The organism is Salinicola sp. V024, assembly GCF_052645315.1.
This window is the reverse complement of record NZ_JBQXYB010000004.1, coordinates 135,306-161,428: the sequence shown is the minus strand read 5'-3', so window position 1 is coordinate 161,428 and position 26,123 is coordinate 135,306. Positions and strand designations below refer to the sequence as shown.

Here is a 26,123-nt window from a genome sequence, read left to right as displayed (position 1 = left end):
TACACCCCGATGAGGATGCGTTCATGTCTGCACTTCCACGCGACAGCCTGGAGGATTCGCTCGCCGATACCCGTCAAGCCGTGGCCGACATGCTAGACCAGCGAAACCCCCACTTCTCGCTGCCACAGCCGTTCTACAATGATTCGCGTCTGTTCGCATTGGACATGCAGCACGTGTTCGAAAAGCAGTGGCTGTTCGCCGGCATGAGCTGCGAGATTCCTGCCAAGGGCAACTTCTTCAAGGTCGAAATCGGCAGCAACTCGATCATCGTCGTCCGCGGTGCCGAAAATCGCATTCAGGCGTTCCACAATGTCTGCCGTCATCGCGGTTCGCGATTGTGTCTCAAGGAAAAGGGCAAGGTCGCCAAGCTGGTCTGCCCCTATCACCAGTGGACCTACGAGCTGGACGGGCGACTGCTGTTTGCCGGCAGCGATATGGGCACCGAGTTCGACATGAGCGCCTACGGCCTCAAGCCGGTGGCAGTGAAGAGCGCCGGAGGTTTCGTGTTCATCAACCTGAGCGACGACCCGGAGCCGATCGACGACTTCCTGGTCTCGCTCGAGCACTATCTCTCGCCCTACGAGATGGACAACGTCAAGGTCGCGGTGGAGTCGCACATCGTCGAGCGCGCCAACTGGAAGCTGGTGATCGAGAACAACCGCGAGTGCTATCACTGCAACGGCGCCCACCCCGAACTGCTCAACTCGCTGATCGAATTCGACGATACCGACGATCCGCGCTCCACCGGCGAATATCGCGATCTGGTCGCGCGCAAGCAGGCCGACTGGACCGCCTGCGAAGTGCCGTGGCAGCTGGCCCGCTTCGGCAAGCGCAACCGACTCACCCGCACGCCGCTGATCGACGGCATCGTCTCCATGACCATGGACGGCAAGCCCGGCTGCAACAAGCTGATGGGCCACATGCCCAATGCCGACATGGGCTCGCTGCGCATCCTGCATCTGCCCAATTCGTGGAACCACTTCATGGGCGACCACGCCGTGGTCTTTCGCGTGCTGCCGCTAGGCCCGCAGGAGACGCTGGTCACCACCAAATGGCTGGTCCACAAGGATGCCGTCGAAGGTGTCGACTACGATCCCGCGCGGTTGCGCCAGGTCTGGGATGCCACCAATGACCAGGACCGTCGTCTGGCCGAGGAGAACCAGCTCGGCATCAACTCGCTCGCCTACCAGCCCGGCCCCTACTCGACGACCTACGAATTCGGCGTGATCGACTTCGTCGACTGGTACAGCGAGACGCTGCGAGCCAACCTCGGGGTCGATCAGCCCGCAACGCTGCAGGTCGCCGCCCGGTAACACTCATGCGGTAATCGTCCTCCGGCCGACGAGCCATCCGATCAGCGATAACGAAAAAGGCGCCCCGCTTCGGGAGCGCCTTTTCCTGTTTCGGCCCATATTTCTGCGTCTCAGAACTCGACAGTCGCCGACAGCTTGAGCGTCCGTGGCTCGCCTTGAACCAGTGTCTGGTTGCCCGTCGTTGCGGCAGACTCCCAGTAATCCTCGTCGGTAACGTTATCCACACCCGCGCGCCAGATCAGGCTGGCCTCGTTGAGCGGCATGGTGTAGCGGAAACCCAGATCGAGACGATTCCAGGGATCGACTTCAAGGTTGTTGGCGTCATCGACGTACTGCGAGCCGGTCCGAATGATTCTGCCGGTCGCCGTCAGCCGGTCCATGTGCGGGATATCCCACTCACCGCCCAGCACATAGCGATAGGTCGGCACGCCCGGCGCGTCGTTGCCATCGTTTTCACCATTGGTGGTATTGCGGAGTTCCGGGTCCATGAAGGTCGCACTCGCCAATACGCGCACGCCATCCAGCGGCACGCCGTAGCCACTCAATTCGATGCCGCGGTTGCGCTGCTCGCCGTTGTAGCCGGCGGTATTGTCCTGGATGCTGACCTGCGGCTGTTCGATCTGGAACAGGCTGATGCCGCCGCCGAGCTTGCCGTAATCGAACTTGGCGCCGATCTCGTCCTGCTTGGAGCGCACGATGCCGAGAATTTCGCCCGCGTTGCTGGCCAGCGCCCCCCCGATTTGCGCTGGCGCCGACTCGCCCTGCTGAAGGGCCTCGGTATGATTGGCGTAAAGCGAAATGGCGGCGGTCGGCTGGTAGACGATCCCGTAGACAGGTGTCACGCGCGACTCGCTAAAACGGCTATCGCGGGCCCCCGTGTTGCCGTCGTAGTTGTTGACCTCGATCTCCTGATATCGCCCGCCCAGCGTCAGCAACACACGATCATCGAAGAAACCTAGCGTGTCCGACAGAGAAACGCCGTTGTTATAGGTACGCCCGGTCGTCGTAGGGTCGCTCAAATCGCCGCTGGGGTAGTTGGGCTCACGCACGGGAACATCGGCCGGGTCGTAGATATTGGTCGGCGCCCCGGTGAAGATGCCATCGAACGCCACGTCTTTCCGGAAGTAGACGCTGGAATAACCCAGATTCAGCTGATGCGAAACGGGGCCGGTATCCAGTTGCCCGCGCAGCCCGACCTGACTGGCGAAGGTCTCCGACTGATAAGCCGTATCGAGCTGTGAAACCGTGGCATCGCCGTCGTCGTTAATGACGCTCGGTGACCCGGCCAGACTCCGTTCATGCGTGCGATTACCGCCGATGGCCGCATAGCCGGTCCAGGCGTCGCTGAAGTCATACTCACCGCGCAGCATGGCGAAATTGGTTTCCAGGCTCGCGCGATTCCAGCTCGGCGTGTAATTGCTGTCGGCATCGGGCACCGAGGGCACGGAATCACCCGTGTAGTTGGTCAGGTTCACGTTCAGCCGCCCGCCATCGATGACCGATTTCTGGTGACCGACATCCAGCGATGCCCGAGCGCGATCGCCGCGATAGTCCAGCCCAACGACCGCCGAGGTATTCTTGCGACTCTCGTCATCGATAGCCGTGTCCCCACGACCGCGATTGACGCTGGCCCGCACCCCGTACTCATTCTGGGCGCCGAAGCGTCGTCCGACATCGAGCTGCGTCTCGCCGTAGCTGTCCGAGCGATACCCGGTGCCGACCCGCGTGATCGGCTCGTCGGTCGCCCGCTTGGGTTCGATGTTGACCGCGCCCCCGACACCGGTTCCCCCCGCCGGCACGCCGTTGGCGAAGGCACTCGACCCTTTGAACAGCTCGACGCGCCCCATCATGCTGGTGTTGATCAACTGGCGCGGCAGTACCCCGTAGAGCCCGCCGTAGGAAATATCGTCACCGTAGAGATCGAAGCCACGAACCTTGAACGATTCCGAGTAGTTGCCGAAGCCCCTGCCGACCGTCACCGAGGCATCGTTTTGCAGCACGTCCCCCAGCGTATCGGCCTGCTGATTCTCGATCAGATCGCGGGTATAGCTGATGACGTTGAACGGCACATCCATCGTGTCCTGCTCGCCCAGAACGCCGATCCGTCCGCCAGCAGCGACCTGCCCGCCCGCATAAGCCGGCGGCGGTGTATCGCCTTGCGTGAGAATCGCCTGGCTCGTGACCGTGACCGTCTCGAGAGACTGGCTCTCGCCGGAGGCGCTCTGCGCCCAGCTCGCATTGATGAAAGGCGGCGCGCCCATCGTCACCGCAACAAAAGCCAACCTGCCGAAGAGACGTCTGTTCTCGGGAGACGCGATACCTGAGTTCATTAGCCTTGGACCTATCGATATGGGGCGGGCGTAGTAAAAAAGCGGGCCCATTCTATAGCGTCCCGAGATCAATATGAATAGAAACGAGAATCATTATTGAAATGCGCATGACGCCAGATGTCGCAAGCCAGGCGTCGCCCAACAAAAAGCCCGGCATTGGCCGGGCTCCTGTTCATGGCAGAGGTTCAGTGCAGAAATTGTTTACCAGCGGTATTTCAGACTGCCGATGACGCTACGGGACTCGCCGTAATAGCACCAGTAGTCACAACCGCTGACGTACTCTTTATCCGTCAGATTGGTGACGTTGACCTGCGCGGTCCAGTGCGAATCGATGTCGTAGCTCGCCATCGCGTCATAAACGGTATAGGCCGCCACTTTTGTGTCGCTGTACTGAGGCGAGTCCACACTGGTACCGATGTAACGCGCCCCGGCACCCAGGCCCAGTCCATCCAGCGCACCCCGCGTGAAATCATAGTCCAGCCATAGCGACGCCTGATGACGCGGTATCAGCCCGGCCCGAAGTTCCTTCTGGGTATCGCTGACATCCACCGTCACATCGGTGTAGGTGTACGCTGCGGTGACCTGGAGATTGTCGGTCACGTAACCCACGCCTTCCAGCTCGAAACCGCGCGAATGGCGCTCTCCACCTTGGTTACTGGAAGCACCGCCGCTGGGAAAGAGCGTGTCGCTCTCTTTCAAGTCGAAAACAGCGGCCGTCACGTATCCATCCAGCCAATTCGGCGCGTACTTCAGCCCTAGCTCCCACTGTTTGCCTTCGCTGGGCTGGTAAGCATCTCCGTCGAGATCGTTGCCGATATTGGGTGTGAACGATTCGCTGTAGCTCAGGTACGGCGAGAGGCCGTAATCACCGAGGTACATGACGCCGCCGGTATAGGACATTTGAGTGTCGTCGTAGCTCTGATCTTCGCCACCATCCTGCTTGTTGGTGACGTCGACGCTATCATGGCGCGCACCCGCCAGCAGAATCCAGCGATCGTACAGGCGCAACTGATCCTGGACGTAAACGCCGATCTGCTCCTTGCCCTGATCGTAGTAGGCCGAATTGCCAGGTACACCCGCGCCGCTATCCCGTGGATCAAAGATATCGATCTGGTCGTAGGCAAAGTTATCACGACTGAGATAGTCGGCATCCAGGTGCTGATAATCCAGCCCCACCAACAGCGTGTTCTCGGTGTTGTCGGTGTACCAGGTGCCGATCATGCGGTTATCGACGGTGAAAGCGTCATAGCTGCCGTCGCGGTAGGTCAGACCCCGCTGAGCGTTACGATCATCGAGCATGTACGAGGGATAAGCCGTACGCAGAAACAGATCCAGGGACGCGAACCGTGCGTTCTGCTGAAATTTCCAGGTATCGTCGATGGTGTGCTCGAGCTCATAACCGACGGCAATCTGCTCATGCTCGAGCCGGTCGTTGTCGTTGTCGCCCAGGTCGGTATCACGGTCCACCTTGCCGAACGGCGTATCGTCGACGGAACCGTAAGGGAGATAGAACACGTTGGCGGGCGTGCCGTGATCGCGTTGGTAGCTGGCGAGCAGCGTCAGCGTCGTTCGATCGGAAAGATCCACCGCCAGGCTCGGCGCGAAGTAGACCCGTTCGTTATCGGTGCCGTCGAGCTCGCCATCCTGGTCCCGGAATAGACCGACGAAACGATAGCGCACGTCACCGCTGTCGGTGACAGGCCCAGACGTGTCGATGCCGACCTGGCGATGGTCCTTGTTGCCGGCCTGAATCTCGAACAACCCCTGAGTGTCTTCGGTCGGGCGCTTGCTGACGGCGTTGATGATGCCACCGGGAGGCGCCTCACCGTAGAGAATCGACGCCGGCCCTTTCAGGAAATCGACCCGTTCTAGACCGAAAGGCTCGGTTTTCCACCACAGGTAACCCGCCTCGCGAAACAGGCGCAAGCCATCCTGATAGGTCGAATCCTCACCCGAGAACCCTCGAAAGAAAAACCAGTCCGCCTTGGCATCATTGCCATACGGCGCCGATAGCGCACCGGCGCGGTAACGCAACACATGGTCGTATCGATTGACCGCCCGCTTTTCCAGCTCCGTGTCATTGACGACGGAAGTGGCACGCGGCGTCTCCAGCAGTGGCGTATCGACCTTGAGTGCCGTTCCCGTGACCACTACCGTGTCATTGGTCACGCTGGCATCCTGCGCCGTGGCCGCCGCCGCATAGACAGACAGCAACGCACCGCTCATGGCGGCTAGAGTGTTCCCTGGTTTCATCGGATCGAATGCCCGTTGTATGACGTTGTAGGAGTCGGCAGCGAGCTGCCGGATATTGTTCTGAGGGTAATTCTAAATGACAATCAGTCTTATGTGTATTAACGATTAGCGTGCGATCGCCAGCGCTGATTGATAACGATTGTCATTCGATCTACCATCATCGCCCGCAGCGACTTCCGCCGCCCGCGTTTCGAATCGGAGGGCGCCCGAGTCTTTACCGTCCGTCATCAGGAATTCGTCGCTTTGTCGCGTGCCCGCCCTTCCACCGTTCTCTCCACGCTCATTCTGATTCTGATGTCGGGATTGGCCTTCGTGTCGATGGGTGCGCAAGCTGGAGACGACTCATCGTCAGGACGAATCGCCGCCTCCAACTGGACCGTGGCAGAGACGCTGGTTGCGCTCGGCGTCGAGCCGTATGCCGTCTCCGACATTCCCAATTACGACGAATGGGTCAAGTCGCCTGCGATCCCCGAATCGACGCTGGACATGGGGCTGCGCAACGAGCCCAATCTCGAGCTACTGGCCCAGAACCCGCCGGACCTGCTGATGACCAGCGCGCTGTTTTCTCGCGACAACGCGCGTCTCGAGCGGCTGATGCCGGTCAAGGTGATCGACAACTTCTATACCGATCAGCCCTATTACGAGGCGACCCTGGCGATGACCCGCGAGGTCGCCAGCTTGACCGGTCGCCAACCCCAGGCAGAAGCCCTGATCGCCGAGACGAACCAGGTTCTGGAGCAGGCGGCGCATGACCTGGAGGATGCAGCGACGCCTCTCTATATCGTCCAGTTCAGCGATGCCCAGCACGTTCGCGTCTTCGGCCAGGGCAACATGATTGGAACCCTTTTCTCGCGCACGGCCCTGACCAATGCCTGGACCGGCCCGACCAACGCCTGGGGCTATGCCAGCATTCCGATCGATCGGCTCGCGGAGCACCCCGAGGCGCGCATCGTCATCATCAAACCCTACCCGCGCGGCGTCGGTCACGAGCTCGACAACAACCAGATCTGGCAGCACCTGCCGGCCGTGCGCGAGGGCCGCGTGAGCTACATCGACCCCGTCTGGCCCTACGGCGGATTGATCTCGTTGCAACGGTTGGCTCGTTCGCTGGTTGCGGTCAGCACTCCGAGCCCCGCGGCGACGGAAGGCCGCCCATGATGCTGCGAGCGAGAACGCCGGTCTGGTTCGCGGCCTGCTTGGCCCTGCTGGCGCTGATCCTCGGCTATATCACTCTCGAGACCCAGTTCGCCGATCTCTCGGGGCACTGGTGGCAAGCCATCGTCGCTCCAGACGACGGGCAGATTCGCCAGATCGTGATGCACTACACCTTCGTTCCAAGGCTATTGGTAGCGATGTTGGGCGGGGCGGCACTGGCGCTGGCCGGGTGTCTGATGCAGCAGGTACTGCGCAACCCCCTGGCGTCGCCGGCCACCTTGGGCGTGACCAGCGGTGCCCAGCTGGCGCTGGTGATCGCCACACTGTGGGCGCCCAGCTGGATGCTGGCCGGCAAGGAATGGATCGCGCTGCTGGGTGGCATCGTCGCGACGCTGCTGGTCTTCGCGCTCTCCTGGAAGCGACGTCTGGCGCCGATGGTAGTGGTGCTCTCCGGGATGGTGGTCAGTCTTTATTTCAGTGCCATCAACAGTGCGCTACTGCTGTTCCACCAGGAGAGCCTGTCGGGACTGTTCATCTGGGGCTCCGGCGCGCTTTCCCAGGACAACTGGGATGACACCCGGTTTCTGATCCTGCGTCTGGCCATCGTGGTGGTATTGGCGCTGCTGCTGTTACGCCCGCTGTCACTTCTCGATCTCGAGGAGGACGGTGCCAGGAGCCTGGGGATTTCGCTGCGCAAGCTACGTTTCGCCGGTCTGGGGCTCGGCGTTTTCATGACCGCCTGCGTGGTCAGCGCTATCGGCCTGATCGGCTTCATTGGTCTGGCCGCTCCTGCCATCGCGCGGCTTTCCGGCGCGCGTACGCTACCCCAGCGCCTGGTCTGGTCGATGATCGTGGGGGCTCTGCTGCTGCTGGTGACGGATCTGGCCGTGCAGCAACTGGCGCCATTCACCGCTTCACTGCTGCCGACGGGCGCCATGACGGCGGCGCTGGGGGCGCCGCTATTGCTGTGGCTGCTGCCACGGCTGAAAGTCGGCGGCACGCGACCGACACCCAGCACGGGGTTGACCCTGCCTCGCGAATCGCGCCCGCAGCGGCGGCTATGGATTCTGGCAGGATTGACGATCGTCGCCTGTGTGCTGGCACTCGTCGTCGGCTTCAGGCTCGACGCCCATGCGAAAGTTCCCAGCCTGGCGGGGCTCGACGATCTGACACTGATCGCCGATTGGCGTCTGCCGAGAGTGGCCACCGCTGCGGCTGCCGGGTTGATGCTGGCCCTGGCCGGCACGCTGCTGCAGCGGATGACCGGCAACCCGATGGCCAGCCCGGAAGTGCTGGGGATCAGCGCCGGCGTGGCGATCGGGGTGATCGCGCTGATGCTGCTGCCGCTGGGCATCGCCCCGCTCAGCGGCTCGGTGATGGGATTCAGCGGCGCGGTGGTCGCCTTACTAGTGTTGATCGTCTGCAATCGTCGCAGCGGTTTCGCGCCAGAGCGTCTGCTGTTGACCGGCATCGCCATCTCGTCGCTGCTGGATGCGATGCGCGCCATCGTCCTGGCCAGCGAAGATCCCCGCGCACAGCAGCTGCTTTCGTGGCTGGGCGGCTCGACCTATTACGCCAGCCTGACCTCGACCGCCTGGATCGTGGTGATCGCGCTGGTGCTCACCCTGTTGACGCTGCCGCTGCAGCGCTGGCTGACGCTGCTGCCGCTGGGTGCTCCCACCGCCAAAGCGCTGGGGGTAGACGTGGATCGTAGCCGCCTGCTGCTGCTCGCGCTGGTGGCACTACTGACCGTCGCCGCAACGCTGGTGATCGGCCCGCTCTCGTTCATCGGCCTGATGGCCCCGCACATGGCCCGGCTGATGGGCTTCCACGGCGCGCGCCATCAGCTGATCGGCGCGGGGCTATTGGGCATGCTGGTGATGGTCACCGCCGACTGGCTGGGCAGGAACCTGTTCTTCCCCTATCAGTTGCCGGCAGGCCTGATCGCCGCGCTGATCGGCGGCGTCTATTTCATGTGGGGATTGCGCCGCCTCTAGGCTTTGTACGAAAACTGCCTGCGCTCGACAATACGGCGTTAAAAATCGCCTCAAAATGCTCATTTACAACCCGTAAACTCCGCTTTTTCGTTGATTTTTTCCTTGTCTAGTCATCGCTCGCCGACTTTTCGTACAAAGCCTAGCCGGATAGTTTAGGATCCGATGATCAGGCAGCGCTAAAGACCGGCAGCAGATGGCGCTCTATCGCCTCCCGGACGGATGGCAGCATCACGTCAGTTTTCTGCATCAGCTCGCGAATGGCCGGTTCCAGCCCCTCGACCCCTCTGGCGCGATGGCAGCCCGCGGCCAACCGCGCGCAGGTCTCCGGGCAGGCCTCCTCCGGAATGCGTACGCCTAGAGACACCAGTCGTTGACGAAAATCCTCGCCATCGATGAGATCGACGATCATCATATTCCACCTCCCGTTCGACGTTGTTGGCGTTCACCACGCATCACACCGCTAAAATAAGCCTCGCAACGCCAATCTTTATCTCAAACGGTGGGACGACGTCGATACGCGAATCGTCGATCTGTCGGTTTCGAGATAATGGAAGTCACTCATGGAGCGCCATGTCTTCGTCGCACTCATTACGTTGCGTACCTCGCGAACTGGTTCGCGTCTTGGCACTGTGCCTGATCGGGCTGCATGCCGCGGCGGCGCACTCGGCGAGTTTCGTCTACTGGGACGACCCCACGGCTTCGGCCGTCACGCTCACCCGGACGCAGTTCGTCGACAAGGCACGCGCTTATCGGGGTGAGGCGAGGCTCGCTTACGTCAATCGCGTGGTCAATAACGCCGCTCGCCAGCAGTTCGAGAAGATCGATACCTGGAAGGGTTTCGACCGGTTAGCCAAAGATCAATATGGCGACTGCGAGGATTTCGCCATCGCCAAATACCAGATCCTGATCGATGCCGGCACGCCGGCGGATCGGCTCGATTTTCTCGCCGCCGATGACAAGCTGACACCGACCTACCATGCCGTGCTGCGTTATCGGCGAGACGACGGCAGCCATCTGATTCTGGATAATCTGACCCTGATGATGCTGCCGGAATCGCGCCGCACCGATCTGGCGCCGATCGTGACGTTCGACCGGGAAAAGGCCCGAATCTACCGCGACGGCGCGTTTCACCCCGTCGATCCGGCGCGCATCGTGCTCGGCGGCCAGCGGTTATCGGAACGGCTGCCGAAGCTGATGGATTACTGATCGTCCTGCGCGAGGAGCTTTTCCGCCCGCAGATAATCGATCAGCTTCTCGGCGGCCTCCTCCGGCGAGAGATCGGTCAGCACCTGACCACCGGTCGCGGAGGACTTGGCCGCGGCGGCCTTGAAACGATCTCGCGCATTGGTGGACTTGACCACCTTGAGACGCTTGGGCCGTGCCCGCGCCGGCTGCCAGCGCCAGTCGGCGCTGCCGGTGTCGAGGCGCGATTCGTCCGCGGGCAGCAGATCGTCGACGGTCTCGATGCGTCCGCGTCGCGCCGGGCCAAAGGCGCTCTGACGTGGCGCCTCGGCGACAGCGTCCACCGCGATCAGACACGGCAGGCGGATTTCGAGTCGCCGACGCTGGCCCTGAGGCAGCGCCTGCAGCACCGTCACGCTCTCCTCGTCGCAGCGTTCGATAGCGGCAACCCCGGTGGCGATCGACCAGCCCAGCCGCTCGGCGAGCAGATACCCCACCATGCCCGAACCCTCGCCGCACTCGGCGCGCTGGCCGGTGAGGGCTAGCCGTACACCGCGCTGCTCGAGCCATGCCGCCAGCAGCGCTACCGCATCCTCGCCGGCACGCAGCGGCAGGAGCGACACCTGCCCGTCGCGTTCATCACCAGGACGTTCGCCGTCGAGGCCGTGATACATCCCCAGATATCCTTCGAGAGACTCCCGCAGCGAAGCCTGATCCGGGTCGCCTGCGTGCACCAGCGAAAGATCGGCGCCGACCAGCGCCAGGCCCATCTCGACGGCTCGGGCATCCTCCCGCGCGCGCCCGGCGCGTCCGGAGACCGGGTGGCGGCCGCTCGATACCAGTGCCGCGGTCTTCACGCCATGAGGCCTTTTCGCTGTGGCTTGGGGTTCAGGCTGCGGCATGTTGCGACTCCTCGTCCTTCCAAGACCCGTCCGAACCGGTCTGGTCTCGCGGCTGGCCGAGACGCTCGCAGACCGCAGCCAGCACCGCGTCGCCGTCGGCGATCAGCGCCAGGTCGGCACGCTTGACCATGTCGCAGCTCGGGTCGTTGTTGATCGCGATGACCCGCTGACACCTGGCGATGCCCTGCAAGTGCTGAACCGCGCCGGAGATCCCCACGGCGATATAACAACTGGCGGAAACGAACGTGCCCGTCGCACCGACCTGCCGGGCGCGTGGCATGTTGCCGTCATCCACGGCAACCCGCGAGGCGCCCTCGCTGGCTCCCAGCACGCGGGCGGCGTAATGATAGCCCTCCCAGTCGCGAATGCCCCGTCCGGCAGAGAGAATGAACGGCGCCTGGGCCAGCGGGATCTCCTGGGGATCGACGGCGACGCGGCCGCGGTCGATGACCCCGGACGCCGACGCTTGGTTTGCTGCCAACGAGATCTCCCCACCCATCGTCGCCAGCTCGATGACCCGCGCCTCGTGGCATGTTTCGCTGACCGGTTCGGCGCACTCCGGCAGCGCCAGCATCACCCGAGGCACGTCACGCAAAATGTCCTGGCGGTCCCCCGCGCGGGAGAGCGTCTGGCCATCACTGAGCTGCCAGACCCGCGTCGCCGGACGGGCATCGCCCACGCTACCGCTCGCGTCCTGACTCGCGCTCTGACTCGCGTTTTGAAGAGAGAGACGCGCGGCCAGCCGCCGCCCGAGATCGCCGCCATCCGGCAACGAATCGGCGAAGATCCAGTGTTGGGGCGAGAGCGCCGCTTCTACATCGACGAGTGCGGCCAGGCGCGACACCGGGTCGTAGCCGTCGCCGACCTTGGCGGAGAGATCGACAACGCGGTCCGCACCGGCGTCCTCGAATCCGGCGGCACCGCCCCGGAAGACCACCGCGGTCACCGCCAGATCGCGTCCGTCGGCGAGCTGACGGGCGAGGCCGAACAGGTCGCGGTCGTGATCGTTGAGCCGCCCTTCCGGCAGCTCCGGGACCACCACGACATGGCCCAGCGGCTGATCGATGACGACCTGGCGCCGCGCCGGCTCCGCGCTCGTCGAGGCAGCCGCCGCCGGGCTCGCCTCCACCGCAGCGCCGCTGCGATCGATGCGCTTGAGTCCGTTGGGCCCGGTCGCGCCGAGGGCATGCGGATCGATGCGGACGACGCCTTCACGACTGACCCAGCGCCACGCCGGGCGGGCAAATTCGAGATGACGCGGATGCAGCCGGTTGCGCCGAGCGCGTTCGGCGTGGGGGTCGATGCGTTTGACGCTCATGCCGGTTCCTCCTCGCGACTTTGGCTTGGCGCGCTGGTAGCGTTCGTCGCCCTAACGGGCTCCACCAGCGCGTCGGCAACCAGCTCGGCCAGATCCTTGATCCGCGGGCGCGGCTCGACCACGCCCTCGAGCATCGCGGTGCATTGCGGACAGGCTACCGCGACCGTGGTCGCGCCGGTCTCGCGCACGTCCTCCATGCGCATGTCGGGGATGCGCGCGCGACCGGGTAAATCGGCGGGCACGTCGGAGAGCGCCGCCCCGCCGCCGCCGCCACAGCAGCGTGAACGGTAGCCGGAGCGCGCCATCTCCATGATCTCGAATCCCAGCGCGGCGAGCACCTGACGCGGCGCGGCGAACTCGCCGTTGTAACGGCCCAGGTAACAGGGATCGTGGTAGGTGATCGTCTCGCGCGTCACCCCCGGCTGCGCGGCCTTGACCGACAGGCGCCCGGCGTCGAACAGCTCGGCGATAAAGGTCGAGTGGTGGAGCACGTGATAATTCCCGCCAAAGTCGCCGTATTCGCGGCCCAGCACGTGGAAGCTGTGCGGGTCGGCGGTGACGATGCGCTGAAAGCGATAGCGAGAGAGCGTGGCGATATTGCGCTCGGCCAGACGCTGGAAGGTCGCTTCATCCCCCAGCCGTCGGGCCACGTCGCCGCTGTCGCGCTCTTCCTCGCCGAGCACGGCGAAATCGACGCCGCCAGCCCGCAGGATCTTGACCAGCGCGCGCAAGGTGCGCTGGTTGCGCATGTCGAAGGCGCCATCACCCAGCCACAACAGCACGTCGACGCCTGCGGGCCGATCCTGAATACGCGGGATCTCCAGATCCGCCGCCCAGTCGAGCCGCGACGCGTTGTCGAGCCCGCCGGGATTGTCCGTAGCGATCAGGTTGTCGATCGCCGCGGCACCTTTCTCCGGCGTCTCGCCGCGTTCCAGCGTCAGGAAACGCCGCATGTCGACGATGGCGTCGACGTGCTCGATCATCATCGGGCACTCCTCGACGCAGGCGCGGCACGTCGTGCAGGCCCATAGCGTCTCGGCCTCGACCAGCCGCGGCACGATGGCCTGATTCGACGCACCATGATGGCGACCGACGTCCAATCCGGGATGACCACTACCGGCGTAACGAGCGTCCGAACCGCCGGCCATGCCCACGACCATGTCCTGGATCAGCTTTTTGGGGTTGAGCGGCTGGCCGGCGGCGTAGGCCGGGCACACCGACTGACAGCGGCCGCACTGTACGCAGGCATCGAACCCGAGCAGTTGCTGCCATTGGAAATCAGCGGGCTTCTCCACGCCCAGCACCTTCGCGGTCAGATCGAGCGGAAACAGCGCGGTGGAACGGCTGCCTCGATGAGCGTCATGACGCTCGCTCGAATTCGGATCACGATGCTGATCGTCGAAACGTTCGGGGCGACGGTGAAACGCCAGATGCAGCGAGCCGGCGAAAGCGTGTTTCATCGGCCCGCCCCAGCCCATACCCACGATCATCTCCAGCAGCCCCCACCCGACCAGCGCAATCAGCCCGATTGACAGTATCAGGGCCAATACGCCGCCGCCGAACAACGTTGGTGCGATGCCAACCAGTGGCAAGCTGATCAAAAACATCCCGACCGAGTACGCCAACAGGCTCTTCGACAGCCGCTGCCAAGGCCCACTGGATAGTTTTGCCGGGGGATTGAGACGGCGGTGATTGACCGCCAGCGCACCGAGGAACATCACGGCACTTGCCGCCAGCAGTAGCCCACCGAGAATCGGGTTGCGCCAGCCGAAGCCGTGGACCACCAGCGCCAGCGCCATGGCGGCGACGAAGCCCCCGGCGGTTGCCACGTGGGTGTGCGCCATCGCCTTGTCGCGGGCGACAACATGATGCAGATCGTTGAGATAGCGCTTCGGCATCAGAAAAAGGTGGGCCCACACGACCGGAGTTTGCCGCCCCTGACGCCATAGCCGTGCGCGACGCAGCGCGCCGATTACGCCCACCGCCAGCGCCGCGAAGATCAACAGCGGCAGTAAAGAATTGAGCATGGTTCGCTCCTTGGTTTGGCCGCAGGCTTCGAGCTTCGAGCTTCGAGCTTCGAGCTTCGAGCTTCGAGCTTCGAGCTCAGATTGTGAACGCGGCTGGGCCGCGCAATCCCCACTGATTCTGCGAACTCATTGCTCTGTTTTTTAGCAACTAATCACCGCAGTCGGCGCTAGAGCAGTGCTCGTGGCTCGTGGCTCGTGGCTCGTGGCTCGTGGCTCGTGGCTCGTGGCTCGTGGCTCGTGGCTCAGAAGTGCATGCAGAGGCGAAGCGCATCGTAAATCGCCGCATGCGTATTCCTCGGCGCCACGCAGTCGCCCAACCGGAACAGCGCGAATTCGCCACTCTCGGAAAGCGTCGGCTGCGGCTGAACCGCATAGAGCGCCTCAATATCGATCTGCCCGCGGTTGCGCGAACGCTCCTTGAGGGCATAGTAAAGTGACTCGTCCGGGCGCACGCCGTTCTCGACGATCACCTGATCGACCACCCGCTCTTCCTGCTCGCCGGTATATTCGTTCTCGAGCAGCGCTACCCGCTTGTCGCCCTCGCGATAGACCTTGTGCAGGGCCAGATCGCCGGTCATCACCACCGCCTTCTGATAGAGGCTGCGGTAGTAGGTCGGGAAGGTGGTACCGCCGATCGCCACGCCGGGCTTGGTGTCGTCGGTTACGATCTCCACCGTTGCACCCTTGCTGGCGCAGTAATCTGCCGTCGACATGCCGCTGAACTCGCACATCGTGTCGTAAATGAGTACGTTCTTGCCCGGCTCGACCTTGCCGGAAAGGATGTCCCAGCTGCTGATCACCAGGCCGTCTTCAGCGCCCCACTCCGGCACCTGTTCGAGGAACGGATGGCCACCGTTGGCGAGCACCACGACGTCCGGCTGCAGATCGCGGATCGTCGAGTCGTCGGCGCGACTCTCGAGTTTGATCTCCACGCCAAGGCGCGCGAGTTCCATCTCGTACCAGCGGGTGATGCCGGCGATCTGGTCGCGCTGCGGCGCCTTGGCCGCAAGCGTGATCTGGCCGCCGAGCTGGGGCTGGGCTTCGAACAGGGTGACGTCGTGGCCGCGCTCCGCCGCCACGCGGGCGGCTTCCATTCCACCGGGGCCACCGCCGACCACCACCACGCGGCGCTTGGGTCCGCTGCTCTTCTCGATGATGTGTGGCAGCCCCATGTACTCCCGCGAGGTCGCCGCGTTCTGGATGCAGAGCACGTCGAGGCCCTGGTACTGGCGGTCGATGCAGTAGTTGGCACCGACGCACTGGCGGATCTGATCGGTCTGCCCCGCCTTGATCTTGGCGATGATGTGGGGATCGGCGATATGCGCACGAGTCATCCCCACCAGATCGACGTAGCCGCCTTCCAGAATACGTTCGGCCTGGGTCGGGTCCTTGATGTTCTGGGCATGGATGACCGGCACCGAGACCACCTCCTTGATGCCCGCCGCCAGATGCAGAAACGGCTCCGGCGGATAGGACATGTTGGGAATCACGTTGGCCAGCGTATCGTGGGTATCGCAGCCGGAACCGACCACGCCGAAGAAATCGACCATGCTGGTGGCATCGTAGTAGGCGGCGATCTGCTTCATGTCGTCCTGAGACAGGCCATCGGGATGGAACTCGTCGCCGCAGATGCGCATGCCGACGCAGAAGTCCTCGCCGACCTCGGCCCGAACGGCCTTGAGCACTTCCATGCCGAAGCGCATGCGATTCTCGAAGCTGCCGCCCCACTGATCGGTGCGCTTGTTGACGCGCGGGCTCCAGAACTGGTCGATCAGATGCTGATGGACCGCGGAGAGCTCGCAGCCGTCGAGGCCGCCCTCTTTCACCCGCCGCGCGCCCTGGGCGAAGTCGCCTATGACGCGCCATATCTCCTCTTCCTCGATGGTCTTGCAGGTGGCGCGGTGGACCGGCTCGCGGATGCCGGACGGCGACATCAGTGTCGACCAGTGATGGCCGTCCCAGCGCGAGCGGCGACCCATGTGGGTGATCTGGATCATGATCTTGCCGCCATGCTTGTGAACGGCATCGGCAAGATTCTGGAAATGCGGAATGATGCGATCGGTGGCAACGTTGACCGAACTCCACCACTGCTGGGGGCTGTCGATGGAGACCGGCGACGACCCCCCACAGATGCAGAGCCCACAGCCGCCCTTCGACTTCTCTTCGTAGTACTTCACGTAGCGATCCGTGGTCATGCCGCCATCGGTGGCGTAGACCTCGGCATGCGCCGTGCTGACCACCCGATTACGGATCGTCAGCTTGCCGATCTGGATCGGCTTGAACAGGGCTTCGTGGGCCATTGCCAGTCATCTCCTCGGACCCGGACGGCATCGTTGTGAAAAATGTGCCGCTTCGAGCGTTCTGGTACACAGAATTGCGAAATGCCAAAAGGCGTGATCAGCGCGGCTGGACCTCGAAGTAGCCGACGTCACAGCCATCTTCGGCGCCGCTCTGGGTCTGCTCGGCGCGAGTCCGCACGTCGCTGCCGCGCGCTTCGATAATCTGATCCATGGCGCCGGCAAACCAGCCGGTGAACATGTACTCCTCGCGCTTGCCGGTCTTGCCGAGCTGGTAGACGAAGCAGGAGTGTTCCAGGCGCACCTTGGCCGTGCCGGCGTCGAGATCGATCGCCTCGGTGACGAACTTCCCCCACCCCCGCTGTGACAGCCGGTTCATGTAGTGCTCGAATACCGCCGCACCTTCGATGCCGTGCAGCTCGGCTTCCTTCTCGCACCAGAACCAGGCCGACTTGTAGCCGGCGTCGTAGAGAATCTTTGCGTAGGCCTCGACGCCCAGCGCTTGCTCGATGGCCGTATGGTTGTTGATGAAAAAGTGGCGCGGCACGTAGAGCATCGGTAGCGCATCGGTGGTCCAGACGCCGGTGTCGCTGTCCACGTCGATCGGCAGTTCGGGGGCCATCAGGGTCATATCGGTTACCTCTGAATTTGTTCTTTGAGCTTCGAGCTTTATTCGCCCCAGACGTCCTTCAAGGTCCGCACCCAGTTCTCCCCCATGATTTTCCTGACGACCGGTTCGGCAAGGCCGTGATCCAGCAGCGCCTGAGTCAGGTTGGGGAACTCGCCGATAGTGCGGATTCCCTTGGGATTGATGATCTCGCCAAAGCGGGTCAGGCGGCGGGCGTAACCCTTGTCGTGGGTCAGCCACTCGAAGAAGGCCTCGTCCTGGCCTTGGGTGAAGTCGGTGCCGATGCCGATGGCGTCTTCGCCGACGATATTCATGATGTAGACGATCGCTTCGACGTAATCCTCGATGGTGGCGTTGACACCGGCCCGCAGGAACGGCGTGAACATGGTGACGCCGACGAAGCCGCCGTGATCGGCAATGAACTTGAGCTCATCGTCGGCCTTGTTGCGAGGGTGTTCCTTGAGCCCGGTGGGCAGGCAGTGGGAGTAGCAGACCGGCTTTTGCGATTCGAGGATGACCTCCTCCGAGGTCTTGGAGCCGACATGGGAGAGATCGCACATCATGCCGACGCGGTTCATTTCGGCGATCACCTCGCGCCCGTAGCCGGAGAGGCCCCCGTCGCGCTCGTAGCAGCCGGTGCCGACCAGATTCTGGGTGTTGTAGCACATCTGGGTAATCCCGACGCCCAGCTTCTTGAACACCTCGACGTAGCCCAGGTTGTCTTCGAAGGCGTAGGCGTTCTGAAAACCCAGGATGATTCCCGTCTTGCCCTCTTCCTTGGCCCGGGTGATGTCGCGCGTGGTCAGCACCGGCCGCACCAGCTCAGCGTTGTCGCGCATCAGCTGGCTGACGCCGACGATATTATCGACGGTCGCCTCGAAGTCCTCCCACACCGATACCGTGCAGTTAGCGGCAGTCAGGCCGCCCTTGCGCATATCCTCGAACAGCGCGCGATCCCACTTGGCGATGATCAGGCCGTCGATGATGATGGCGTCGTCGTGCAGAGATGACGTCGGCATGGGAAAGTCCTCCTGGGTTGGTGCGTCTTTCAGGGCCGTTGCGGCGTCGGGGTACATCGTCGAATTCCCGAAGACGAGCGTTCGGGGCAGCATATCCCTGCGCCCGCGCGCCCCGGCGACCGAAAGCGAATTCCAGTGTTCCGATAGCGTCACGCCCGTTTGTCTGCCTGCGACGGTGGGATCCAACGGTGGCGATCACGCGAGACGCGATTGACGCGCGAGACCGCGTTGGATAGAACAGTCGATCCGGCTCAGGACTATCGTCTGCGCGACATGGCAGCACCGCCGCCGGTCACTCTCTTCATGAAGGTCTCGTCGAGCCAAGGAAGCGGTATCGAATGTCTGACATCGGGATATCACGTCGGCCCCACGGTTGGCTGACAGGAATGCGTGAAGCGATTCCCCTGCTGGGCGGCTATATCCCGGTGGCGATCTCGTTCGGTCTGATCTCCGCCCAGGCCGGCTTCAGCACGATCGAAACGCTGGCGATCTCGACCCTGATCTATGCCGGCGCTTCGCAGTTTTTATTCGTCGGCATGATCGCCAGCGGCTCGCCGCTATGGCTGACCGTGGCGATGACCCTGCTGATCAACGTGCGCCATGTCGTCTACGCGCCCAACATTGCGTCGTGGCTGCCGAAAAGCCGCTGGTGGCCGTGGTTGATGCACGGCCTCACCGATCAGGTCTTTGCTCTCGCCCATAGCCGGCTGCCGCAGCTGCCCGAGCACCAGCGTGTCGGTTGGTTCCTGGGCGCGGCGTTACTGGCCTGGTTCAGCTGGATCGCGGGTTCGTTGCTGGGCGCGGTGGGGGGAGAGTGGCTGACGAGCCGCTGGCCGCTGCTGGGCGAGGTCATGCCTTTCGCGCTACCGGCGCTGTTCGTGGTGCTGATCGTGCCGCGCTTCACGTCGCGGCGCTGGGCTGCAGCGCTGGGTGTCAGTATCGCGATCGCCCTGCTCTGCACGTTGACCGGATTGACCAATATCGGCATTCCGCTGGCCGCCGCCTGCGGGGCGCTCTGCTTTTATCTCGTCCGCCTGCCGGAGACGATCGCCCCGAGAAAAGGAGGTCACCCATGAGTGTCGAACTGTGGATAGGCATGGTGATCGCCGCGCTGGGGACGTATCTGATGCGGCTGCTGCCGCTGCTATGGATGCAGAAGCGGCTGAAACGCAGCGATCCGAACGGGGCCGTCGATGCCCTGCCCAAATGGCTGGTGATTCTGGGGCCGATGATGATCGCCGCGGTACTGGGCGTATCGCTGGTGCCGCGCACGCCCGACATCGCCGGCTGGCTGGCGACGATTATCGGTCTGGGGGTGACGCTCGTCGTCTGGCGTCGTACTCGCTCATTGGGTTGGCCGGTCGTTGCCGGTGTCGCCACTTTCGGGGCCGTGGTGATTCTGGCCAGAGTCGTCCTGTAGCCGTCGGCGTCAAGATTCCAAAAGATGGCGAGCGGCGCAGCAGCAGGCGGCAAAACGACATCGGGCGGCGCGAGGCCGCCCGATCCAGGGATGAAAACCGTCACTCTCCGTTCAGTTCAGCCCAGCGCGATACTGGCGTAGGTCGGTTCTCCGCGAGCGTGACTCAATGCGACGGTCGCGCTGCTGGACTGCATCAACGGGTCGCTTCCCGCCAGCGGCACGAATGCCGGCTCCAGACGCTGAATCTTCAACGTCTCGCCGCGATCTTCCCGCGGCGGCGTACCGAAGAACTCGCGGTAGCACTTCGAGAAGTGGGGAGTGGAGACGAAGCCACAGGCGGAGGCGATCTCGATGATTGGCAACGGGGTCTGCTTGAGCAGCTGCCGCGCCCGCGTCAGGCGCAGCTTGAGATAGTAACGCGACGGCGAACAGTGAAGATGACGCTGGAACAGTCGCTCGAGCTGGCGCCGGGAGACGTCGACGTAGCTTGCCAGTTCATCGAGCTCGATCGGCTCCTCGATATTGGCTTCCATCAACGCCACGATCTCGAGAAGCTTCGGCTGCGTGGTCCCCAGCACGTGCTTGAGCGGCACTCGCTGCTGATCCTCTTCGCCGCGAACCCGTTCGTAGATGAACATTTCGGAAATGGCCGCCGACAGCTCGCGGCCATGATCGCGGCCGATTAGGTTGAGCATCATGTCCAGCGGCGCGGTGCCGCCGGAAGCGGTAAAGCGGTCGCGATCGATCGAGAACAGCCGGGTGCTCCAGGCCGTGCGTGGATAGGCTTCCTGAATCGCGGCCAGACACTCCCAGTGAATGCTGGCGTCGTATCCGTTCAGCAGCCCCGCCTGGGCCAGCGCCCAGCTGCCGGTGCAGACCGAACCGACTCGCCTCAACTGGCGGTGGCGGCTCTGTAGCCAGGTCAGCAACGCCGGCGTGACGGAACGCTGCGGTGCTACGCCACCGCAGACCACCAGCCAATCGAGTCGTAGCGGCGAGTAGGCGCTGGCGTCCGGCGTCACCTGCATGCCGTCGCTGGCCCGCACGGGGGCACCGTCCATGGTCATCACGTACCAGCGGTACAGCTCGCGACCGGCTAGTTGATTGGCCATGCGCAGCGGCTCGATCGCCGACGCCAGCGAGATCAGGGTGAAGTCTTCCAGCAGCAGAAAACCGAGTGTCTGCGGCTCCGGGACGGCATTGGCGCGGCCGGGGCCCCGCACGGGGTGGATTGCCATTTCACGTCTCCTCCAAGGATATAGGACGATTATTGTTATCGGGGTTCCCTGGCGTCTGTCGGTCTCGATCCATGGCGATTTCATCGGCGTCGGACGACTCGTGACAGCGACCGTCAGGCGACTTTTCCAGTGCCTTGACGACCTGATTCGACTGTAATCCCTGTGACGACACGACGCATGCGTTTTTATCTCTCAGCGACAGCGACACCGTCTCTGGATAGCTCAGTGTCGTTTTCAGAACAGATCGGCCTGTTTAGCCCCGCTGCCGCCCTTCCCAGTGACGTCCTCAATGGCGTGCTTTACACGTTGGCATCGAAAGGGCGAAAAATATTACCCGCTGCAGTTGATAACAAGTATCATTCACGCCAATCCTTAACCTTTCTACGACTCTTCATCGGTCATCGCGACTCGTCACTGGATTTCTGCCATGTTGGTACCGTTTCTCATCATGCTGCGGGAAGGCCTGGAAGCGGCCCTCATCGTCGGCATCATCGCCAGTTATCTTCGTCAGACCGGGCGTGGCGCGTGGATGCCCGCCGTCTGGATCGGCATTTTTCTCGCTGCCGCTCTCGCCCTGTTGCTTGGCGCAGGTCTGCAATTTGCCAGCGCGGAATTTCCGCAGCGTCAACAGGAGCTGTTCGAGGCCGTGGTTGGCTTTCTCGCCGTCGGCGTGTTGACCTGGATGGTGCTATGGATGCGTCGTGCCGCCCGCGGCATGCGCCACGAGCTGAATCAGGCGCTCGACCAGGCGTTCCGCGCTGGTCGGCGGCACACCTACGCGCTGATCGCGATGGTGTTTCTCGCCGTGGCCCGAGAAGGGCTGGAATCGATCTTCTTTCTGCTGGCAGTCTTTCAGCAGAGCCGGGATGCCCATGCGCCACTGGGGGCACTACTGGGGCTGGGCGTGGCCGTCGTTCTGGGGCTGGCACTCTATCGCGGTAGCCTGCGCTTGCCGCTGGGCCACTTCTTCCGGGCTACCGGATTGTTCATCCTGCTAGTAGCCGCCGGCCTGTTTGCCGGTTCGGTGCGTGCGCTACATGAAGCCGGGCTGTGGAATCATGCCCAGCAGGTGGTCTTCGACCTCAGTGACCTATTGCCGCTGGACACCCCTTTGGGCTCGCTGTTCTCGGGAATCTTCGGCTACCAGCCGGCCCCCACGGTCAGTGAAGTGACGGCCTATGTCGGCTATCTGCTCATTGCGCTATGGCTGTTGCGGCCGCGTCCGTCCTCCCGTGTGACGCCGGCAGCGCACGCCCGGCCAGAGCGAGCGTGACCCCATGACTCGCAACGCTGAACTCGTCCCGCCGTCACCTCGCGCGATGCGCCTCGGGCTCGTCATGTCGTTTTTGCTGATGCTGTTTGCCCTGGGCGTATTCATCCTGTCGCTCGAGGCGGTCAGACCGCCGAACGACGATGGTTATCGGGTCGACGTCACCGCCAGTGGCTGTGAACCGAATCGTCTGGAAGTCCCCGCCGGTCAACGAACCTTCACCGTGGTCAATCGATCGGATCGAGCCATCGAGTGGGAGATCGTCGACGGCGTCATGGTGCTCGCGGAGCGCGAGAACATCGCCCCCGGCCTGCGCCAGCCGCTGACCGCCACGCTCAAAGCCGGCGACTATGCGATGACCTGCGGTCTACTGAGCAATCCCCACGGCACCCTGCACGTCGTCGCCGGCGAATCCGATGCCGAGACGCCCGCGCTCTCCACCACGGCCTTCGTCGGGCCGCTGGCCGAGTATCGTGTCTATACCACTCTGCAGCTGCGAAAGCTCCACCGCAGCGCCGCGGAACTCCGTGACGCCATCGCTGCCGGCGATCTCGAGACGGCGCAGCAGGCCTATCGGGACGCGCGTCGTGTCGATCTGCATCTGGCCATGCCGATCGGTCTGTTCAGTGATCTCGACCAGCGTCTCAACGCCCATGCCGCCGATTTCGAACAGCGCGAGAACGACCCCGCTTTCGTCGGTTTCCAGCGCCTCGCCGGCGGCCTGTTCGAGCAGCAGAGCACGGCCGGTCTGAACGGCGCGGCCGAACAGCTGGTGGCGGACGTGGATACGCTGACCGCCCGGCTCAAGAGCGCCTCGATTCCACCCGCGCAGCTGGCCAACGGCAGCTCACGTGTTCTCGAGACATGGCTCGATCATCATCGCGACGACGACGCCATCGGGCAGCGCGATCTCGCCGATCTGGTCGCCCTGACAGAAGGCGCCGACAAGATCGTCTCGCTGCTGTCGCCGCTACTGGAAAGCCAGTCTCCGGCAACTCTCCATACACTCGAGGCCAATCTCGCCGCCCTGCAGCGCGACCTTCAGGCGGATGCCGATTCGTCCGCGTCCCGAAGCGCCGCCGACGATGCCGACCTGCTGCAGGCAACCCGGGCGCTGGCCAGGTCACTTACCGGCATCAACCCTGTACTCACTCTGGAAGGTTAACGACCCGGTTTATCGCTTATGAGTCAGTCCGATCGTTCATCACGCTGCCCTTTTTCACTCAAGCCCCCCTCTCGTGAGAACAAGCCTCGTGAGAACAAGCCTCGCGAGAACGAGCCTCGCGGAGCCGAGGCTTCTGAATCGAAGGCAATCGACGTCTCGATGAAACTCGAACGCCGCCGGTTTCTCAAAGGTGCGGGGATGTCCGGGCTTGGCGTCGCACTCGGCGGTCTCGCGCTGGGCAGCGCCTGTCCCGCCCGGGCGCTGGCCGCCACCGGCCATGGTCAGGACGTGACCAGCGCACCGCAGCAACAGGATTCGCAGCTGCGCTACCCGTTCCACGGCCTCCATCAGCAGGGAGTCGTCACGCCCCGCCCGGCCAGCGGGATGCTGGTCGCCTTCGACGTGCTGGCGCGGGATCGGGATGATCTGGAGACATTGCTGAAGATCCTCACCGAGCGCATCGCCTTTCTCACCCAGGGCGGCAGGATCCCTGAGCGCGATCCGCTGTTCCCGCCGCCGGATTCCGGCATTCTAGGGCCAGAAATCGCCCCCGACGGGCTGACCGTCACGCTGGCGGTGGGCGACTCGCTGTTCGATGACCGCTATGGGCTGGGTGACGTGAGGCCCAGACATTTGCAGCGTATGCAGGGCTTTCCCAACGACGCGCTGGAGGCCGCGCGCTGTCATGGCGACCTGGCACTGCAGATCTGCGCCAACACGCTGGATACCGGCTACCACGCCCTGCGCGACATCATCAAGAACACGCCGGGGCTTTTGATGGTCCGCTGGAAGCAGGAAGGCACCGTGCCACTGCTGCCGCCCGCGCCGGGCGATATCGATGGCAGCGCCCGCAACTTCCTCGGCTTTCGCGATGGTTCCGCCAATCCCGAGGGCGACGACGAAGCGCTAATGGACGAACTGGTGTGGGTCGGCAAGCGCCACGACGAGCCGGTCTGGGCAAGCGGCGGCAGCTATCTGGCGGCGCGCATCATTCGCAACTTCGTCGAACGCTGGGACCGTACCCCCCTGCACGAGCAGGAGATGATCTTCGGTCGTCGCAAGATGAGCGGCGCGCCGCTTTCCGACGACGGCCCGGAGGGAAAGGAGCAGGACGTTCCCGACTACGCCCGGGACCCCGAGGGCGAGATCACGCCGCTCGATGCCCATATCCGCCTGGCCAATCCGCGCACGCCGGAAACGGAGGGAAATCGCATTCTGCGCCGGCCGTTCAACTACTCCAACGGCGTCGAGACCAATGGCCAACTCGATATGGGGCTGCTGTTCCTCTGCTTTCAGGCCGATCTGGAGGCCGGTTTCATCACCGTTCAGCAGCGTCTCGACGGCGAACCGCTGGAGGAGTACATCAAGCCGGTGGGCGGCGGCTACTTTTTCGTTCTGCCCGGTGCGCAAGACGATACCGATTTTCTGGGTCGTGGCCTGCTGGCCGCGTCCGCATGAGCCGGTTCGGTTCAGGCTGCGAGAGTCAGGCAACCAGAGCCGGGCAACCAGAGCCGGACAACGAGAGTCGACTGAAAAAACAACCGCGCTCGCGACGACGAGCCGATGATTCATGACCGCCGACTGGCACCCGGATCATTCAATGGAGACACACAATGAAGACCTCGATCATACCCAAGACGTGGCTCGCCGCCGGTGCACTCGGCCTTGTCTCGTCAACCATGACGCTGACCACCACCGCTCACGCCGATGTCGCGCCGGAGGCGCTGGTTGGCCCGGTCGCCGACTACAAACTCTATGTGCTCGACAACCTGGAGCAACTGGTCACGCATACCGAGGAATTCACCGCTGCCATCCAGGCCGGTGACGTGGACAAGGCCCAGACGCTCTACGCGCCGACGCGGGTCTACTACGAGCGCATCGAACCCATCGCCGAGCTTTTCGCCGATCTCGACGCCAGCATCGACGCGCGCGAGGACGATTACGAAAAAGGCGTCGAGGATCCCGACTTCACCGGTTTCCATCGTCTGGAGTATGCACTATTCCACAATGCCAGCACCGAAGGCATGAAGACATACGCCCAAGGGCTGATGGACGACGTCGACGACCTCGACAGCCGCGTCCAGGGTCTGACCTTCCCGCCGGAGACGGTGGTCGGCGGCGCCGCGGCGCTGATGGAAGAGGTTGCGGCAACCAAGGTTTCCGGCGAAGAGGACCGCTACAGCCGCACCGACCTGTGGGACTTCCAGGGCAATGTCGACGGCGCCCGCGAAATTTTCGATCTGTTCAAGCCGCTGGCCGCCAAGGAGGACGCCGACTTCGTCGCTCGAGTGCAGGACAATTTCGACGACGTGGAAGCCACCCTGGCCGACTATCGCCTGGACGCCGACGACCCGGATGCCGGCTTCGAATCCTACGACGAGGTCAGCGATGCCGATCGCCGCGCGCTGACCGGCCCGGTCACCGTTCTCGCCGAGGATCTGTCGACGCTGCGCGGGGTGCTCGGCTTGAACTGAATCATCAGGTGACCACGTGCCGAAGCCCGAAGTAGGCGTCTTGACGGGGCGAAACGCACTTCTTCAACAGGCCGGCTGATCGCCGGCCTTGTTCGTTCGGCGCCGCGAGTCGAAGGCTTCCCGACATCGCTTCGG

21 protein-coding genes are annotated in these 26,123 nt (G+C 63.4%); 11 read left to right on the top strand and 10 right to left on the bottom strand.

The genetic code is table 11. The annotated features are described in order from the left end of the window. Nucleotides 1–23 precede the first annotated feature (23 nt). A complete protein-coding gene (locus ACUN9V_RS08470; protein ID WP_445511079.1) occupies nt 24–1,313 on the top strand; it encodes an aromatic ring-hydroxylating oxygenase subunit alpha in 1,290 nt (429 codons plus the stop codon). A gap of 110 nt (nt 1,314–1,423) precedes the next feature. Here the strand turns inward: ACUN9V_RS08470 and ACUN9V_RS08465 are convergent, their stop codons facing one another. Continuing rightward, nucleotides 1,424–3,643 carry a TonB-dependent receptor gene (locus tag ACUN9V_RS08465; RefSeq protein WP_445511078.1) on the bottom strand — a complete coding sequence of 740 codons (2,220 nt, stop codon included), beginning with the start codon at nt 3,641–3,643 and terminating at the stop codon, nt 1,424–1,426. A 201-nt stretch (nt 3,644–3,844) separates the two neighbouring features. Then, on the bottom strand, nt 3,845–5,869 hold the full coding sequence (locus ACUN9V_RS08460) for a TonB-dependent siderophore receptor (protein WP_445511077.1): 2,025 nt from the start codon (nt 5,867–5,869) through the stop codon (nt 3,845–3,847). 270 nt (nt 5,870–6,139) lie between these two features. Between ACUN9V_RS08460 and ACUN9V_RS08455 the strand changes: the two genes are divergently transcribed. After that, nucleotides 6,140–7,054, top strand: a complete 915-nt coding sequence (locus ACUN9V_RS08455) for an ABC transporter substrate-binding protein (protein WP_445511076.1) — start codon at nt 6,140–6,142, stop codon at nt 7,052–7,054. Then, a complete protein-coding gene (gene fhuB / locus ACUN9V_RS08450) occupies nt 7,051–9,048 on the top strand; it encodes a Fe(3+)-hydroxamate ABC transporter permease FhuB (protein ID WP_445511075.1) in 1,998 nt (665 codons plus the stop codon). The genes ACUN9V_RS08455 and fhuB overlap by 4 nt, the downstream gene beginning before the upstream one ends. Before the next feature lie 166 nt (nt 9,049–9,214). On the opposite strand, the gene ACUN9V_RS08445 is transcribed toward fhuB, so the two are convergent. Continuing rightward, on the bottom strand, nt 9,215–9,460 hold the full coding sequence (locus ACUN9V_RS08445; protein ID WP_445511074.1) for a hypothetical protein: 246 nt from the start codon (nt 9,458–9,460) through the stop codon (nt 9,215–9,217). Between the two features lie 158 nt (nt 9,461–9,618). Here ACUN9V_RS08445 and ACUN9V_RS08440 point away from each other — a divergent pair, with 158 nt between their 5' ends. Continuing rightward, entirely contained in the window at nt 9,619–10,254 is a 636-nt protein-coding gene (locus tag ACUN9V_RS08440; protein ID WP_445511073.1) for a transglutaminase-like cysteine peptidase, read from the top strand. On the opposite strand, the gene ACUN9V_RS08435 is transcribed toward ACUN9V_RS08440, so the two are convergent. The 6 genes from ACUN9V_RS08435 to ACUN9V_RS08410 form a co-directional block, all read right to left on the bottom strand. Next, nucleotides 10,248–11,132, bottom strand: coding sequence for an electron transfer flavoprotein subunit beta (locus tag ACUN9V_RS08435; RefSeq protein ID WP_445511072.1), 885 nt, complete (start codon nt 11,130–11,132; stop codon nt 10,248–10,250). The two genes, ACUN9V_RS08440 and ACUN9V_RS08435, sit on opposite strands and share 7 nt — an antisense overlap. Continuing rightward, a complete protein-coding gene (locus tag ACUN9V_RS08430; RefSeq protein WP_445511071.1) occupies nt 11,119–12,450 on the bottom strand; it encodes an electron transfer flavoprotein subunit alpha/FixB family protein in 1,332 nt (443 codons plus the stop codon). The genes ACUN9V_RS08435 and ACUN9V_RS08430 overlap by 14 nt, the downstream gene beginning before the upstream one ends. Next, on the bottom strand, nt 12,447–14,477 hold the full coding sequence (locus ACUN9V_RS08425) for a (Fe-S)-binding protein (RefSeq protein ID WP_445511070.1): 2,031 nt from the start codon (nt 14,475–14,477) through the stop codon (nt 12,447–12,449). Before ACUN9V_RS08425 ends, ACUN9V_RS08430 begins: the two co-directional genes overlap by 4 nt. A 242-nt stretch (nt 14,478–14,719) precedes the next feature. Beyond that, nucleotides 14,720–16,777, bottom strand: a complete 2,058-nt coding sequence (gene dgcA, locus ACUN9V_RS08420; protein WP_445511069.1) for a dimethylglycine demethylation protein DgcA — start codon at nt 16,775–16,777, stop codon at nt 14,720–14,722. A gap of 97 nt (nt 16,778–16,874) precedes the next feature. Next, nucleotides 16,875–17,405, bottom strand: coding sequence for a DUF5943 domain-containing protein (locus tag ACUN9V_RS08415; protein WP_445511068.1), 531 nt, complete (start codon nt 17,403–17,405; stop codon nt 16,875–16,877). 38 nt (nt 17,406–17,443) lie between these two features. Continuing rightward, nucleotides 17,444–18,421 (bottom strand): dipeptidase, encoded by a 978-nt coding sequence (locus ACUN9V_RS08410; RefSeq protein WP_445511067.1) that lies wholly within the window; start codon nt 18,419–18,421, stop codon nt 17,444–17,446. Nucleotides 18,422–18,649: 228 nt separating this feature from the next. Between ACUN9V_RS08410 and ACUN9V_RS08405 the strand changes: the two genes are divergently transcribed. Genes ACUN9V_RS08405 through ACUN9V_RS08395 form a run of 3 tightly spaced genes read left to right on the top strand, consistent with a single transcriptional unit; the run spans nt 18,650 to nt 19,841 of the window. After that, nucleotides 18,650–18,802 carry a hypothetical protein gene (locus tag ACUN9V_RS08405; protein WP_445511066.1) on the top strand — a complete coding sequence of 51 codons (153 nt, stop codon included), beginning with the start codon at nt 18,650–18,652 and terminating at the stop codon, nt 18,800–18,802. A 5-nt stretch (nt 18,803–18,807) separates the two neighbouring features. Then, on the top strand, nt 18,808–19,497 hold the full coding sequence (locus ACUN9V_RS08400) for an AzlC family ABC transporter permease (RefSeq protein ID WP_445511065.1): 690 nt from the start codon (nt 18,808–18,810) through the stop codon (nt 19,495–19,497). Further along, nucleotides 19,494–19,841, top strand: a complete 348-nt coding sequence (locus ACUN9V_RS08395) for an AzlD domain-containing protein (RefSeq protein WP_445511064.1) — start codon at nt 19,494–19,496, stop codon at nt 19,839–19,841. Before ACUN9V_RS08400 ends, ACUN9V_RS08395 begins: the two co-directional genes overlap by 4 nt. Nucleotides 19,842–19,957: 116 nt before the next feature. Here the strand turns inward: ACUN9V_RS08395 and ACUN9V_RS08390 are convergent, their stop codons facing one another. Next, nucleotides 19,958–21,079, bottom strand: a complete 1,122-nt coding sequence (locus tag ACUN9V_RS08390) for a choline metabolism transcriptional regulator GbdR (protein WP_110692245.1) — start codon at nt 21,077–21,079, stop codon at nt 19,958–19,960. A gap of 427 nt (nt 21,080–21,506) precedes the next feature. On the opposite strand from ACUN9V_RS08390, the gene efeU reads away from it, so the two are divergent. The 4 genes from efeU to efeO (ACUN9V_RS08370) all read left to right on the top strand — a co-directional run bounded on the left by efeU (nt 21,507) and on the right by efeO (ACUN9V_RS08370) (nt 25,988). Then, a complete protein-coding gene (gene efeU, locus ACUN9V_RS08385; protein ID WP_445511063.1) occupies nt 21,507–22,352 on the top strand; it encodes an iron uptake transporter permease EfeU in 846 nt (281 codons plus the stop codon). A gap of 4 nt (nt 22,353–22,356) precedes the next feature. Further along, a complete protein-coding gene (gene efeO, locus ACUN9V_RS08380) occupies nt 22,357–23,514 on the top strand; it encodes an iron uptake system protein EfeO (RefSeq protein ID WP_445511062.1) in 1,158 nt (385 codons plus the stop codon). Nucleotides 23,515–23,673: 159 nt separating this feature from the next. Next, nucleotides 23,674–24,972, top strand: coding sequence for an iron uptake transporter deferrochelatase/peroxidase subunit (gene efeB / locus ACUN9V_RS08375; RefSeq protein WP_445511061.1), 1,299 nt, complete (start codon nt 23,674–23,676; stop codon nt 24,970–24,972). Nucleotides 24,973–25,127: 155 nt separating this feature from the next. Then, nucleotides 25,128–25,988, top strand: a complete 861-nt coding sequence (gene efeO / locus ACUN9V_RS08370; RefSeq protein ID WP_445511060.1) for an iron uptake system protein EfeO — start codon at nt 25,128–25,130, stop codon at nt 25,986–25,988. The last annotated feature ends 135 nt before the right edge of the window (nt 25,989–26,123 follow it).